Raw genomic sequence first — 14,974 nt, 5'->3', positions numbered from 1 at the left:
TTCTTCTATTGAGAGTCTATTCTCAATAAGCTCCAACTTTTTTGAGCGAGTTCAGACCCGAAAACATCCTCCCTGCAATGGTTTGGGGGCGATTGTCGCCCCCTGAAGGAACAATCTTTAACGCTCGTTTCGGCTTACGGCACTTACCTGATTACTGAAGATTTAGGCGGATCGGGTGTGATTGGAGTGGTGACGACGGGCTTAATTTTGGGCAACTTTGGGTCACGGATCGGCATGAATCCCCGAACCCGCACGATCGTCACCGAATTTTGGGAGTTTCTGTCGTTTTTTGTCAACTCGATCGTGTTTTTACTGATTGGCGATCAAATCCGGTTTGCCATTCTGGGCGAAAATCTAGGCCCGATCGCCATCACTATCGGGGCAATGATTTTGACACGGGCGATCGCAATTTATGGATTGAGCTTTTTGAGCAATCGCGTTGCCAAATCAGACATTCCCGTTCCAGATCAAACAATCCTATGGTGGGGCGGCTTACGAGGTTCGGTGTCGATCGCACTGGCGTTAAGTATGCCAGTGATTTTGCCAGAACGAGAAGAAATTATTGCCACCGTGTTTGGCGTTGTTTTGTTCACGTTGCTATTTCAGGGTTTAACCATTCAGCCACTGTTAAAAGCGTTGAACCTGTTAGGCAACCAACCCCTACGCGAGCACTATGCAGAGGCGATCGCTCGTCAGACTGCTTTCCAAAGGGTGCTGCATTATCTGGAAAAAATTGAAACTCGTCCTGGCATCGATCCAGAGTTTTATGGGTATCAGACGGCACTGGTACAAGGTAAATTGACCAGTTTACAAACGGAAATCGCTCGACTTGTGGATGAACATCCCGATCTACAAGGTTTTATTGTCGGTCAAGTGCGATCGGAACTGCAAGCGATCGAGGCGGAAACCTACGCTGAGTTTGTCCGAGCGGGGCAGCTTAACCGAGAACTTTCACCTTTTTTGCAACAACAAATGGCAGAAGGTAAAGATGATTGACACTCCCCTGTCTCCCATACACGGGGATGATTGAGGACAAACTTTGGGGGCTAAATCCGCCCAAAGTTTATCCCTCTTTTGTCACTGACAGGTGTTGATAGTTTTGGCAATAGTCATCTATGAACTTTACTGTCGGTGTAGCCGGACGAGGTGCTGTAACCATTGGTTTCAAACGCTTTGGGAATTTTATCTTTTACTACTACTACTATTCAATATAAACCTACATCCTAATTGTAGACATTGCGGCCAATTCTCGCTCCGGTTCCATCCCAACAGTCGGCGGCGTAGAACGATTTGCCACCTGATTAATTAATTCCAAGTGTTGCGGCAGTAACTTCGCCAAATTATACTTTTCTAAAGCAGTTTGACGCGCTTTTACTCGCAATTCAGCCATGCGAGTAGGATGATCCAAAACCTCACTAATCCGATCCGCAATATGCTTAGGTGAGAAGAAATCTACTAACAAACCATTTTCCCCATCCCGGATAACTTCTCTAACAGGTGAAGTATCCGAACCAATTACTAAACACCCCGTTGACATAGACTCAATCATCGACCAAGATAACACAAAAGGTCTAGTTAAATAAACGTGAGCATCTGAGGCTTGAATTACTCTCAAATATAAACCATAAGGAAGAGTACCCACAAAGTGAACTCGCGATAAATCCAGCGGCACTTTCTTGAGCATATAATCTTTGTAATTCTCACCATTAGGCAAAGATTTGCCGTAGCAAACTCTTTCTGATGCGACAACTACAACATGGCAATTCGGACGGCGTTCTTGTAAATAGGCAATGGATTCAATAAATTCGGGAAAACCTCGATAAGGTTCCATTCCTCGCGATACATAAGTAACGATTTCATCCACTCCCGATAAATCTAAATTCGGCAAAACAAGTTTGGCACCAGGATTCGGTTTAAAATACTCAGTATCCACTCCATCATGGAGTACAGAAAGCTTGCGCTGAAATTCAGGGGGAAATTGAGATCGCTGCCAATAAGTCGGCGATAGACCCCAATCGCAGGAGTATAAATCTATTAAAATTGGCGCATTTTTTACCCTAATTCTGGCCATGTCATCAACTGTTAAAGGTTCAGCGGGATCGAAATCTGCGTCGGAACCTACAGAGTGATAAAACCACTCGAAATAACACAAAAGCGGAGTATTAGGAAAAGCTTCTTTAACAAATAGTGTTGGCCCCCATCCAGAATGACCGCAAATCACATCAGGAACAAAACCTTCGGCCTTTAATTGTTCCGCCATTCTAAACACAGCTTGCCCGTAAATCACCCCACTTTCTAAGGGGCGGACATAGTGGTGAGTCTGGGGATGGGGTTCGCGACTAGGCGTAAACACTGCTTTACGAACGCCTGGAATATTCCATTCTTGACGTTCATTTTTAGTTCCGAAAACAATCTGATTTTTAGGATCGGCACCTAAAGCGGTGATGATGTGGCGGTATTGCGCGGGAAAGTTGGGGTGAAGAAATAATGCTCGCATTGTTGAAGGAAGAAGGAAAAGGGAAAAGGGTAGAAAGGTGATAATTGTAGTGAGTTATTAATAGCTTGGGGCTTGACAAACCCAGACGCAATCTCGCGGGACGGAGGAAGCATCTTTTAAAAGGATTTTGTAGTTCAAATGTGTGAGAAATTTTTCCATAATCGTATCAGTCATAATTGAAAAAGCAGTTCCATCTCGGTGCCCCATTAAGTTTAGAGGCCAGTCACTCAAGAATTTTTCCCAGCCTAATTCAGTGAAAATATTACTGTGGTGAAATACACAGAGGGCATCTCCCCGCAAAACTTTAGGAATCTGAGTCAGGTAGTTAAAAATATCTCTCGGTTCTATATGCACCATTGTATCGTAGCAAAAGCACACATCTGCGGAGCTAGGATTAATGCCTCCCAATGTTAAACCGTCGAGTTTAACATAACTTACTCGTTCGTCACCTAAGCGCGATCGCGCAGCTTGTAACATTTCACTGGAAATATCGGCACAAATCACGCGATCGCAATATTTTAGCAACATTGCCCCCGTCCGTCCACCGCCGATCCCAATTTCTAAAACTGTATGCTCTTTTTTAATATAAGGTGCAATAAATCGCTCTTCTATCAGCGTTTCATACTCTGCCAATGAATTAGCAGCCCCGGCTGCTTTGCCAATCCATTCATCCCCAATATGACCCAATTCGGGGTTATTTTTTTGCCATTGCTGGGCGTAAGTGTCCCAGGCTCCCTCATAATCAATTTTCATGTTTTTAACTTGCCGATGTCAATGATGTTGATGTTTAAGTTGGTAATAAGTTCCCGTATTTTCTAATGTAACGCCGCCCTCTGGGCGGTTAGGATACTGCCCAGAGGGCGGCGTTACAAAAATGTTGCTTAATTGCTAATTATGTTAATCATATATCTTTGGGGCGCAAAATGCTCAAACAAAAATCTGTTTGTAGTCCTCCCGGTAACTCCATTAAAATATCTTCAAATTCTAGAAGTAGCCTAATAATTGCTTCCCCTTTTGTATCTCCCGGTAAAAACTGACTGTGATCTAATAACGGGTACATTGGGTGTAATATTGCTCCTCCAAGGGGGTTAAAAACTTCCATCTCAAAGTATTCGGAAAGTAGGGGAAGTATCAGTTTTGAGCGCACTGCCTCAGAAGGATCGGCTTCAAATACCTGCTTAAGTGTTGGGTTAATAAATGTTTCCATTTTGCCCGATTTAAGTTCATCGGGAAAGCAATTATATAACCGATTGATCAAATCTACTTGATGCTGACTGTAGATATTATAGCAGTCTCCTACATATTCATTGACAATTAAGTAGCCCTCTGGTTTTAAAGATTGATGAACAATTGACATAAATCGTTCGATTTCTTTCACATGGTGCAGGGAACCAGAACAAAATACAACGTCATATTTCAGGTCTTCAGCGATCTGAAAATTATTGAAATCATCTTGATAAAAGTTAATACTAACTCCTGCCAAATCTGCATTTTTTCTGGCAATTTCTAAAGAAGCATCCGAGAAGTCGAAGGCATCAATATGTTTAGCTAAACCTAATTTAGCTATAATTACCTCATGATTACCAATACCGCATCCAATTGATAATAATCTGTCAAATTTTTGGCAGGCAAAAAAATCTTCAATTAACCAAGCCAGCCAATATTTTTGCGTCTCTCCCCCAGACATCCGCTTGTTAATAGACTCTTCAATAATAGGATTCGATACCCATTGGCTAGCCACCCCAGCCCTGGGAGTTGTTTCCCAGTAATTTCTAGCTTGAGATAAACCATATTTTTGCAGCCAATCGGATATGGTTAAATCTTTCTTGTCTGGTATCAATAAAAGCCGTTTTAGAATCTTTTTAATTAACCGTTTTATTGACTTAACCATATAATTTTTAGCTGTGTTTATTTAGTTTAAATGTAGTTTGAATTCCTCAGTTAGATTTTTTGCGATTGAGGTACGCTTCACAAAAAATCTGACCATAATCTTGAGTCATCTCCTCAAAAGTATTCAATGATTCTAGAACATATTTGGCATTCTCAGCAAGACGATGCCGCAGTGATTCATCTTCCAACAAAGATAACAGAGATGCAGCCAGTTCTTCCGGTCGATCGGGAGTATAAAATAAACCATTGATGCCAGGTCTAACTTGTTCTCTGATCCCAAATACTGGCGTTGTCACGATCGGCAAATCGTAAGCCATCGCTTCTAAAATCACCCTCGGAAAACTTTCCACGCGAGATGTGCAAACAAAAATGTCGGCTGCTTGATAATACTTGGCTGTCTCTGGAGTTTCGGAGACTAAACTTACCCGTTGTCGCAATTCTTCTGGCAATTCACTGACCATTGCAGTTAATTTATTGCTGTAAAGACTGGGGCGATTGCCGACAATAAAACATTTAATGCGATTATGCCATTTTTCAGGTAAATATGAAAGTGCTTTCACCAAGTCTTGCTGACCTTTGCGATCGCACACAGTACCCAACAGCAACATCATCACCTCACCTGGTTCAATACCCAGACTTTTCCTCGCTAAAGCTGAATTTCCCGACCGATCTAACCTACTCAAATCTAACCCATTGTGAATTACTCGGAAATTGTGGTGGCTATTGAGTTGCCAATATCTATCCCGCGTCGCATCAGCCACAAAAATTACTTGATAAGGAAATCGAAAACATTCAAGGGCTCTAGCAGCAATTTCCGGCCCGAATCTGTCAAAATAACTTTGCCAAGGGTCGCTTTCATGGACGTTCCATACCGAAGAAATACCTAGTTCGCGGGCAACATCTACCATGAAAAAGTTTTCTAAAGTATTGACATAAATGACATCAACATTGTAGCTATCAACCTCTTTTGTAAAAATTCGGATCGCGCGATCGTAAGCATCGCGCTGATAGATATGTTCCAGCGGGTGATCGCGCACAATTACTTTCATACCATGCTGTTCGTAAACCTCCCGCAACGGCCCATCTGTAGTGCAAAATATAACAGGCTCAACTATCCCTTTAGAAAACAATTCCACAGCTATTTCATATTGATGTAGCGGCGCACCAGTGAAATCTAAAGAATTGCTGCACATCAACAATTTTGGTCGAAATGTGAGTGCATTCCTTCCTTCTTCCTTCTTCCTTCTTCCTTCTTCCTTCAAAAAGAATCGGCGGGGGTGAATGCGAAAATACTCATCATCTAAAGATAAATGAGGGCTATAAAAATCATCTACTTTCCGCGCATACTTGCGTCGATAGGCTGCAACTTCCTGCGGGTTATCGTTAAAACCCCTAGAAGTACCTTCGCGGTGCAGAAGTTCAGCATCAGGGCAGTAAACTGAGCGATAACCCTGTTCTAACAAACGATATCCATAGTCAACATCGTTGTAAGCAACGGCAAAGTTTTGCTCATCAAAACCACCTAATTCTAAGAACAAATTGCGGGGTGTTAGCATACAGGCTGCTGTCACGGCCGAGTAATTTCGCGTTACCATTGCGAGGGAAAGATAACCCCGATTGTCGCTAGACATTAACTTAAAAGCATGACCAGCCAAACCATGATGCAATCCGTGAATTATCCCAGCGTGCTGAATCCTACTATCAGGATACAAAAGTCTCGCACCAACTGCACCCACTCCAGAAACCTGAGCATATCCCACCATCTGACTTAGCCAGCGTGGATTAATTACCTCAGTATCGTTATTCAAAAATAGGATATATTCACTCTCAAGTTTTTCTACAGCACGGTTATTAATAGCAGCAAAACTAAATTTCCCGCCTTCATTTTTAATCCGCAAAACTTGATGATGAATTTGATTTAAATATTCGAGCGTCTTCGGATCGTCGCTTTCGTTGTCAATCACGACTACTTGATAATTTTGATAAGTTGTCTTTTTGAGAGAATCCAGACAACCTTTCAGCAACATTAACTGATTTTTCGTAGGGATAATAATCGTCACAACAGGCCCATTATCAGGAAAATGCTGCGAGAATATGCCCAAATTTTCTTTACTTGCCCAGTCTGGCTGATATACACTACCCGCAATTTTTCGCCTTTCTAAAGCTTCTTGAATTGCTTTTTGACCTGCACCAAAACTAGCCGGTTTAGCGGCTCCTGATATTGCTGTAGAACCTGGCGCTGTTCGCCAGTGATATAATACTAAGGGCAGATGTCCAACGTGACGAGAAACTTCTGTAGCTCTCAATGCAAAATCATAATCTTGTGACCCTTCAAAGCCCAAACGCAAGCCGCCAATTTTCTCAAATATTTGGCTTCTTACGACGCACAAATGACCGAGATACATATAGGAAAGTAGCAATTCGGGTGACCAGTCAGGTTTGAATTGCGGGCAAAATCGATGACCTTCAGTGTCTATTTTGTCATCGTCTGAGTAGAGAAAATCTGTTTCTGGATGTGCTGCTAGATATAAAGCAACTTCCCCTAATGCGTCAGGAGTAAGCTCGTCATCGTTATCCAGAAATAAGATAAAATCGCCTGTAGCAAGTTCGGCAGCGCTATTTGTAGCGGCGCTAATATTACCGTTTTTAGTACGAAATGCTAGGCGAATCCGGCTATCTTTTTGTGCCCATTTCTTTAAGGTTTCAGCAACAGTTGCATCTGTGCTACAATCATCAGCGATACAGAGTTCCCAATCCTGATAAACTTGTTTCGTAACGCTGGTAATCGCCATCTCCAAAAATTCTATAGGTGGATTATAAACTGGCATCACCACAGAAATTTTTGGGAGTTTCTCCTGACACAATTCTAAACGAGAAATTAGATATTCACGAGCGCGTTCGCTCCACTGATTTACATCCAGCCAAGCATCATAAGTATCTATTGGCTGGGGTACCACGAAACCACCCGGCAATTGTAAATCACCTGACGAACTTAATTGTTTTTGTTGTCGATAAATCGTTACTACCTGACGCGCCACCTTTGCTATTTCCCAAGGCATAGGGAGAATTCTTCCCAGGCGCTGTTTCCTCTCTCCCATTCGCTTGCTGATTGCCGCTGCAAATCGGGAGACTTCCTGTAATTTATCTGCCCCTCGCTGCCAGACATTATAACGCACTACAGTCAATATTTTAGGCGATTGAAATGATAATATTTCTCCATTTTCTAGCTGAGCTTGTAGAGCAATTGGCCATTCTCCCGGCGGTAGATTAACTAACGCCTCAAACCCACTTTCATAACTGCCAACCCAATCAGGGAAAGCCTCGTTCACATCTTTTCTTCGCAAACCATAAGCACAAGCTATAGCAATATCTCCACAGTACAAAGTCAAATTAGTAATTTTTTGCTCTGGATGACAACACCAACCTGCAAACAAAATTTGTCCTTGACGTTGCTGCTGCTCTACTGGTGCATCAAAAGCTGCTTGAATTGTCGAAACTGAGAGAGAATAAGATGTAACTAAATGCCATTTCCCTTGGCTATCTTGCGCTTCTAATAGTAGTCTTTGCCTGCCAGCAAGTGGTTGAAATTGGATACTAAAACCCGATTTTACTGCGCTGGGAATATGAGGATAAGATTGACCTACATCGCCTCTGCCAATTCCATAAACTCCCTCGAAACTCTGTTCTCCAATTCTAGCTCGTACTGCTTTAATGCTCATCCTATTATGAAATATCCAGCCAGCAATTTCTAGGTTGCCACCGTCAATATTCCAGCTAGCAGGTGCATCTAGAGTTAAGAAAAATCGAGGCGATAAGTCTCGCACGCGACGCTTTAAGCCCAACCATTTTTCCTTAATTTTCCATAACTTAGAAGATTTAATTGCAGCAATTTCGGCGCGAAATTCTTCAGCCTCTAAGCGCGAACGGTCTATTTGCGCCATAATTTCTTTAAATTCTACTTTAGTAGAACCTAGCTCAGTTTCTAGTTCTGCAAATTGAGCGGCAATTTCTTGTAATTGCGCTTCCTTTGCCTCAGCTACTCCCTGAGTCGAACCTAATTCAGTTTCTAATCCTAAAATCTTCGCTAAAGCTTCTTGAAATTGTGCTTCTGTACCCGCCAGTTTTAACTGAGTCGAACCTAATTCAGTTTCTAATCCTAAAACTTTTGCTAAAGCTTCTTGAAACTGCGCCTCAGTACCCGCCAGTTTTACCTGAGTCGAACCTAATTCAGTTTCTAATTCTATTACTTTTCCTTGAGCTTCACTAAATTGTTCTTGCCATTGTTTAAGCTCAGATTTAAGAATTTTCTTTTGTTTTTCCAGTTGGCGAATTTCTAGCCAGTCTTGAAAAACCCAAGACGGGGAGGAAGATTGCTTAATAAATTCAGCATCACTTACAGCGATTCCGCTACCAAGATTTAAGGCTTTTTCTTCAAGTTTACTGTAAAGTTCTAAAGCCTCTGGGAAATATTTATTAATCAAACTCGGTCTGTGAGTTTGTAAAATTTCATTCACTAATAAAGATTTTTCAAAATTATCTGGTGGCGGTGCGGGTAAATCAACATGAAATTTGCTGTTAATTGTTTCTACGAAATCATTAGCTTTATTGCCAATTGCATAAACATGAGCTAAAAAGCAACGTTCCGGGTATTGCTGATGAAATTCTAATACTTTTCTGTTATAGTGAATCCACATTTTAACAGCAATTTCTGGGCTATTTAACAAGCTATCATCGGTGGCCCTGCGGTACAGAGAGTCTACAACTTCCCAAGGAGAACGATAAACAAATATAACATTGGCATCAGGCAGTAAATTCAGCCAAAAATTCAAGAAAAGAGTTGTGCGCGGATCTTTCCATCCCCAGAGAGAATAACCTTTACTTTTGCGGATAATATTTTGAGCTTGTTCTACATATTCCTCTGTAACTTTAATCTCCGTTTGTAAAGTAGACCCCAAATCATCTATACCTTGGGAGCGCAAAACAGCCTTGTGAAACTCCACAAAGTCAACATTCTCAAAATGTCCCTTAACATTACCGTAGGCCGGGCCCACCAAATTCTCGCCAATATTTACCCCTACTTTCTGAAGGAGAGAAGCTGTTAAAGATGTACCGGAGCGGTGCATTCCGGCAATGATAAAAACAGATGATTTAGTCTCAGTTACATTCATAAATTCTATTCTCTTTAGGGATTCCTAAAGCTATCCTCCTCATTCATTTTCTCCAGCTAACCCCATCGCCCGCTTAACTCGAAACCATTCCGCTCTCAACTTCCAAAATTTACTACTCTCCATTGCCATAATTCTAGATTGCGATCGCTCTTTTTCTCCTTGAGTACAGGCTAGCTGAATCTGAGTTTGCTCTAATTGTACCTCAACTGAGGCTAGCTTATTTTCAGTTTGCCCTAATTTTTGGTGAGTAGATAATAGCTGAGCTTGTGTTTGCTCTAATTGTCGCATCGCCGCAGATAGCTCAGTTTCAGTTTGCTCCAGTTTTTCCAGGGTAAATAATAGCTGACTTTGAGTTTGTTCCAGTTTAGCTTCAGTGGAGAGAGTCTTAGCTGCCGATTCCTTCAGCTTCAGAAGCGATTCTAAAGTACAATTTTCTACGATCCATTCCAGACCGCAATTATTGATGGCTTTGATCGTTACTATATCCTGCGGTGAAACCTTGTCTTTACCTAAATAACAAGACCAACCTGAAGACAATGCTCTCTGAGTTTTAAAATATTCAGCCACATCTTCCCGTTCATCAAATGGTCTGCATCTTTGTACAAGCTGACCATTGACAAGCACTTGCACTTCTTCGATGCTACCCTCATCATTAAAGTCTGCGGCCCAACCTTCTAGGTTAATTGTACCACTACGAGTTATATATGCAACTTCCAGATAACCTTCCGGGTGATGTTTAAAGTTCAAACTTGAAAAATCTTTGACTTTTTCATTACTTACTAAATACAAGTCTTGATATCTACTAATTCCTTTTGGGATGCGATGAACAACTGCTTTGCCATCGCTAACCCGATCGATAATTTTAGTGATATATTCCTCAGTTACATAGGTAGTTCCATATTCTTCTTTATCTAAAGATCGACTTTCACTCAACGGACTAAAAACAATTCCTGAATCTGGTACTTCCACATGAGCAGGTAAAAGTTCCATGTCCAGTACGCTGAACATAATTAGACCTTGAGGCAATAGTAAATCATATAAATTTTGCATCCAATTTACAAAAGTTTTTTCTGGCATATGGCTGAAGAAAGAACAAGCCAAAATACAATCAAACTTCTGCTCAACTGCATAATCTCCCGGATTTGTAGTTGAGACAATACCATTGACACCAAAATATTCTTCTTGGAACTTAACCGCATTGGCGTAGATATCGGAAACCCAAATCTGTTCGGGGGGCAATTCTTGGATTAAAAAACGAGTAAAACGACCGTAACCGCAGGCAAAATCAAGGAAAGATGATACATTCTCAAATTTATCGAAATGCCATTCAACAACTTGTTTAACTGAATCTAAAATCCGGCGACCAATAGCATAGTAACGAACAACAGCCCGATCGCGGTCGTTATCTAAGTTGCTCAGGCTATATAAATACATTTCATCATCTTCGCAGATGTTGGGTTTGAAATCTTCGGGAAACTTAGCTTGATTTTGAATAAATACTTTGACAGCGGAGCTTTCTGGCGAATCCATATTCATTTTGACAGTAACTTGCATACTATTATTAGACAACCTCGCTTTCCTGTTCTTGATTAATGAAATCAGTATTCACAACAGTTAAGCACGGCTCGATTACTAAGTCAACAATCCCATTACTCTGAGACTCTGCACAAGGCTGCACTCTAAACATAGCAACATCAACACAGCGATCTAGATAAGTCAGATCGTCATCTACCATTCCTACCACGCCGGCATTGAGGAAGTAAACTCCTGGATTTAACAAGCATTTAAAGCGAAAATTTACTGTGATTGTTGTACCTGCTTCAACATATTGCACTGATTGAGATGCAGCATTTAAGGAGGAACCAGCCAACTCAAAACCGCTAATTGTTTTAATCAACATTCCAAAGCGGACTTTGGAAGTGGATTTAAAGAAAATCACGGAGTAAGTATAAATATACTCTTGACGACCAATCAAGTGATTAATTACTTTCCCCTTCAGTGTAGTGATGCAAGGATTGATGATTTCTGCACCACGAGAGGGATACCTTACCGTCTCAGCCGGGATCATTCCCGGATCGTAATATTCATAGTATTCTATAGGTCTGGGAGTTACTGTCTCTTGCTTAATTTCTCCATTTTTTGTCTCTAAACTAGAGTGATGATGATTTTCTGCTTCTTGCTTAACTAATTTATTCAATTCCCGGATTTCAGCTTTCAATTCTTCAGCTTTATCTGGCTCTGCATAAATCATTTTCTGATATTTAGAAATCACTAACTTCGGAGTATGAGTCAGTAGCAATTCCCCATGATCCATTAAAATTGCCGACTTGCAAAGTTGAGTAACAGAAGAAGCTGCATGAGAGACAAAAAGAATAGTACCTCCTCTTTCTTGAATGATTTGGAGGCGAGCAAAACATTTACGCTGAAAAGCTTCATCACCCACAGAAAGAGCTTCATCAACTACGAGGATGTCGGGATCTACGCTAGTGGCAACAGCAAAAGCTAACCTAACAAACATCCCACTAGAGTAAGTTTTGACTGGCTGATCGATAAAATCGCCGATATCAGCAAAAGCCGCTATTTGATCGAATTTATTTTCAGTTTCTTTTTGATTAAAACCAAGTAATTGAGCATTGAAAAATACATTTTGTCGTCCAGTAAATTCAGGATTAAACCCACTTCCCAACTCTAACAAAGCTGAAATTCTCCCTTTGACTTCTACTTCCCCTGTAGTTGGCGTGAGCGTACCGACAATAATTTGTAATAGCGTACTTTTCCCAGAACCATTACGCCCAACAATACCTAAAGTTTGCCCCTTGGGAATTTGGATATTAATGTCTCGCAAAGCCCAAAATTCGTCAGCTAGCTTCGTCCCAGGAAAAATCATTTCTTTTAAGCGGTCTACTGGATGTTTGTACCGCTTAAAACATTTGGACACATTTTTTAGTGAAATTACAGTTTCCGTCATGCCGAGATCAACACTCACTCACTCAAAACACCCCTACAATACATCAGCAAAGGCAGGACGCAATCGCCGATACACCAAAATGCCTCCGTAAAATACAGCTAGGGAGATTGCGGAGGCTCCTCCCCACTCGGCCCAGTGCTTCACTTCACCCAAAAGTATGATATCGCGATAAACTTCTGCGATCGCAGCCAAAGGATTTAGCCACAATATCCAAACTCGCCACTGTTCAGGAATCACAGTCGCAGGATAAACAATAGGGGTTAAATAGAACCAAAGATTCAGGATAACACCTAAGCTCTGGGGAATATCGCGCAAAAACACCGTTAATCCCGCAGCCAAATACCCCAAACCCGCCGTCAGCAACAACTGCGGTAGCCAAATCAGCGGCAGCAACCACAAAGTCGCGTCTAGCTTCTGAGACGACACCGCTACAATCGTAATCAACGCAATCAAACCCAAAGAACTCTCAATAAACGCCGACAAAATCGGCACCAGTGGCAATAATCCCAAGGGAAACACAACTTTTTTCACTAGATTAGGCTGTCCCATCACTGATACAGCAGCTTTTGTCAAACCGCTGGTGAAAGCAGTCCAAGGTAGCAAACCTGCGAACAGCCAAACCCCGAAAGTAATATTGCTATTAGCCGGGAATCCTTGCAGGTTCAGTTTCACCTTCAGAACAATTGAAAAAACATAGGTATAAATTAGCAGTTGCGATAACTGATTTAGCAGAGGCCACAAGTTACCCAGAATCGACCCTTTGTATTGAGCCTCCAAATCTCGCCGCACCAAAGTCAGCAGCAAATTAAGTTTTGTTCCTAACGGGGAGGAACCGGGAAACCTAATGCCAGCTCTCCCGGCCTTTTGGACAAAGCCTTTCATCGATTTCAGCAATTTTTTCACCCTCACCCACAGCCTACACTCACAAGTCAAACTTAGATTGCTTGATACCAGCTTTCTATAATACTACCCTGACCGACTATGCAAGGAGGGGGATGGGGAGTTTTGAGTTTTGAGCTCAAAAAGTCCGAAATTCCGCCATTTCTCGCTCTTGTCTGCTTTCCCCACCTCCCTCTCTCGCTCTGGGCCACTCAAGTCTGTCTCTAGAGATAGGGGGAATTGCTGAATTCCGTTTAAATTGGGAGAAAGTAAAATTACCCGTCCGCAATTTGGAAATGGTACTCAGCTTAGAAATTCTTCACATATAGAGTGACTGTGGTAGTATCTGGATGGCTTTGAGTGGCTGAGGGATGCCAATCAGCTTGATTCCTGTGGTGGAGGAGAATCCAGGAGTGCTAGATAGGATGTCAGTGGGATACAACGTTTTTGCCCAGCGAGGTCAACCCGAACCCCTTCGCATTGGGGTAATTGGGGTTGGCAATATGGGCCAACACCACACACGAGTTTTGAGCTTGTTAAAAGATGTCGAACTCGTGGGTGTTTCAGATATTAATGTGGAGCGAGGGATAGATGTAGCTAGCAAGTACCGAGTTCGCTTTTTTGAGGACTATCGGGATTTGCTAAACCACGTAGATGCAGTTTGCGTCGCTGTCCCTACTCGCTTGCACCACGCTGTGGGGATGACTTGTCTCCAAGCGGGAATTCACGTATTAATTGAAAAACCGATAGCTGCGAGTATCTCGGAGGCTGAATCTCTGGTAAATGCTGCTGCACAGTCGCACAGTATTTTGCAAGTTGGCCACATCGAACGCTTTAATCCAGCCTTTCAGGAACTCGGCAAAGTGCTGAAAACTGAAGAGCTACTGGCTTTAGAAGCTCATCGTATGAGTCCGTATTCTCAGCGGGCCAACGATGTATCGGTGGTTTTGGATCTCATGATCCATGACATTGACTTGTTACTGGAATTGGCGGCCGCACCAGTGGCTAATCTCACTGCTAGCGGTAGCCGTGCTTCTGACTCCGGCTATTTAGATTACGTAACAGCTACTTTGAACTTTGCGAACGGGATTGTGGCTACCCTGACTGCAAGCAAGGTGACGCACCGCAAGTTGCGTTCGATTGTAGCTCACTGCAAAAATTCTCTGACGGAGGCTGATTTTCTCAATAATGAAATCTTGATTCACCGACAAACGACGGCTAATTATGTGACTGATTATGGTCAGGTGCTTTACCGTCAGGATGGGTTAATTGAGAAGGTTTACACCAGCAATATTGAACCACTTCATGCAGAATTGGAGCATTTTGTCAACTGCGTGCGTGGTGGCAATCAGCCCTCTGTCGGGGGAGAACAGGCTCTTAAAGCTCTGCGCCTAGCGAGTTTAATTGAGCAAATGGCTCTCGATGGTCAAGCTTGGTCGTTGCAAGAAGATTCAGAATACAATTTGAATTCTTCAGCGGTTAAAATTGTTAGTGGTTAACTGTTAACTGTTAACTGTTAACGGCTAATTAAGGGCAGTATGTACCCAATTAAAAACTTTTATATTGGGTGTC

9 protein-coding genes are annotated in these 14,974 nt (G+C 42.1%); 2 read left to right on the top strand and 7 right to left on the bottom strand.

What is annotated here, in order from left to right; genetic code table 11:
- Positions 1-72: 72 nt before the first annotated feature.
- Entirely contained in the window at positions 73-996 is a 924-nt protein-coding gene (locus PN499_RS19945) for a cation:proton antiporter (RefSeq protein ID WP_465249967.1), read from the top strand.
- A 220-nt stretch (positions 997-1,216) separates the two neighbouring features.
- On the opposite strand, the gene PN499_RS19940 is transcribed toward PN499_RS19945, so the two are convergent.
- The 7 genes from PN499_RS19940 to PN499_RS19910 all read right to left on the bottom strand — a co-directional run bounded on the left by PN499_RS19940 (position 1,217) and on the right by PN499_RS19910 (position 13,405).
- The gene (locus PN499_RS19940; RefSeq protein WP_272033912.1) at positions 1,217-2,497 is read right to left on the bottom strand and encodes a glycosyltransferase family 4 protein; all 1,281 of its coding nucleotides are present in this window, start codon (positions 2,495-2,497) and stop codon (positions 1,217-1,219) included.
- 57 nt (positions 2,498-2,554) lie between these two features.
- The gene (locus PN499_RS19935) at positions 2,555-3,250 is read right to left on the bottom strand and encodes a class I SAM-dependent methyltransferase (RefSeq protein ID WP_272033911.1); all 696 of its coding nucleotides are present in this window, start codon (positions 3,248-3,250) and stop codon (positions 2,555-2,557) included.
- A gap of 148 nt (positions 3,251-3,398) precedes the next feature.
- Positions 3,399-4,388 (bottom strand): class I SAM-dependent methyltransferase, encoded by a 990-nt coding sequence (locus PN499_RS19930; protein ID WP_272033909.1) that lies wholly within the window; start codon positions 4,386-4,388, stop codon positions 3,399-3,401.
- Between the two features lie 46 nt (positions 4,389-4,434).
- Positions 4,435-9,555 carry a glycosyltransferase gene (locus PN499_RS19925; RefSeq protein WP_272033907.1) on the bottom strand — a complete coding sequence of 1,707 codons (5,121 nt, stop codon included), beginning with the start codon at positions 9,553-9,555 and terminating at the stop codon, positions 4,435-4,437.
- A gap of 39 nt (positions 9,556-9,594) precedes the next feature.
- Positions 9,595-11,124 (bottom strand): methyltransferase, encoded by a 1,530-nt coding sequence (locus tag PN499_RS19920; protein WP_272033905.1) that lies wholly within the window; start codon positions 11,122-11,124, stop codon positions 9,595-9,597.
- Entirely contained in the window at positions 11,117-12,523 is a 1,407-nt protein-coding gene (locus PN499_RS19915) for an ABC transporter ATP-binding protein (protein ID WP_272033917.1), read from the bottom strand. Before PN499_RS19915 ends, PN499_RS19920 begins: the two co-directional genes overlap by 8 nt.
- Before the next feature lie 33 nt (positions 12,524-12,556).
- A complete protein-coding gene (locus PN499_RS19910) occupies positions 12,557-13,405 on the bottom strand; it encodes an ABC transporter permease (RefSeq protein WP_272033915.1) in 849 nt (282 codons plus the stop codon).
- Positions 13,406-13,827: 422 nt separating this feature from the next.
- On the opposite strand from PN499_RS19910, the gene PN499_RS19905 reads away from it, so the two are divergent.
- Entirely contained in the window at positions 13,828-14,901 is a 1,074-nt protein-coding gene (locus tag PN499_RS19905) for a Gfo/Idh/MocA family protein (protein ID WP_019487823.1), read from the top strand.
- Positions 14,902-14,974: the final 73 nt, after the last annotated feature.

The organism is Kamptonema animale CS-326 (genome assembly GCF_028330895.1).
Lineage (GTDB): Bacteria > Cyanobacteriota > Cyanobacteriia > Cyanobacteriales > Microcoleaceae > Kamptonema > Kamptonema formosum.
This window is presented reverse-complemented; position numbering and strand designations above follow the sequence as displayed.

What these genes read in the sequence shown, in the direction of transcription:
- PN499_RS19940 (WP_272033912.1), bottom strand. Translation starts at nt 2,497, where the DNA reads ATGCGAGCATTATTTCTTCACCCCAACTTTCCCGCGCAATACCGCCAC.
- PN499_RS19935 (WP_272033911.1), bottom strand. Translation starts at nt 3,250, where the DNA reads ATGAAAATTGATTATGAGGGAGCCTGGGACACTTACGCCCAGCAATGG.
- PN499_RS19930 (WP_272033909.1), bottom strand. Translation starts at nt 4,388, where the DNA reads ATGGTTAAGTCAATAAAACGGTTAATTAAAAAGATTCTAAAACGGCTT.
- PN499_RS19925 (WP_272033907.1), bottom strand. Translation starts at nt 9,555, where the DNA reads ATGAATGTAACTGAGACTAAATCATCTGTTTTTATCATTGCCGGAATG.
- PN499_RS19915 (WP_272033917.1), bottom strand. Translation starts at nt 12,523, where the DNA reads ATGACGGAAACTGTAATTTCACTAAAAAATGTGTCCAAATGTTTTAAG.
- PN499_RS19910 (WP_272033915.1), bottom strand. Translation starts at nt 13,405, where the DNA reads ATGAAAGGCTTTGTCCAAAAGGCCGGGAGAGCTGGCATTAGGTTTCCC.
- PN499_RS19905 (WP_019487823.1), top strand. Translation starts at nt 13,828, where the DNA reads ATGTCAGTGGGATACAACGTTTTTGCCCAGCGAGGTCAACCCGAACCC.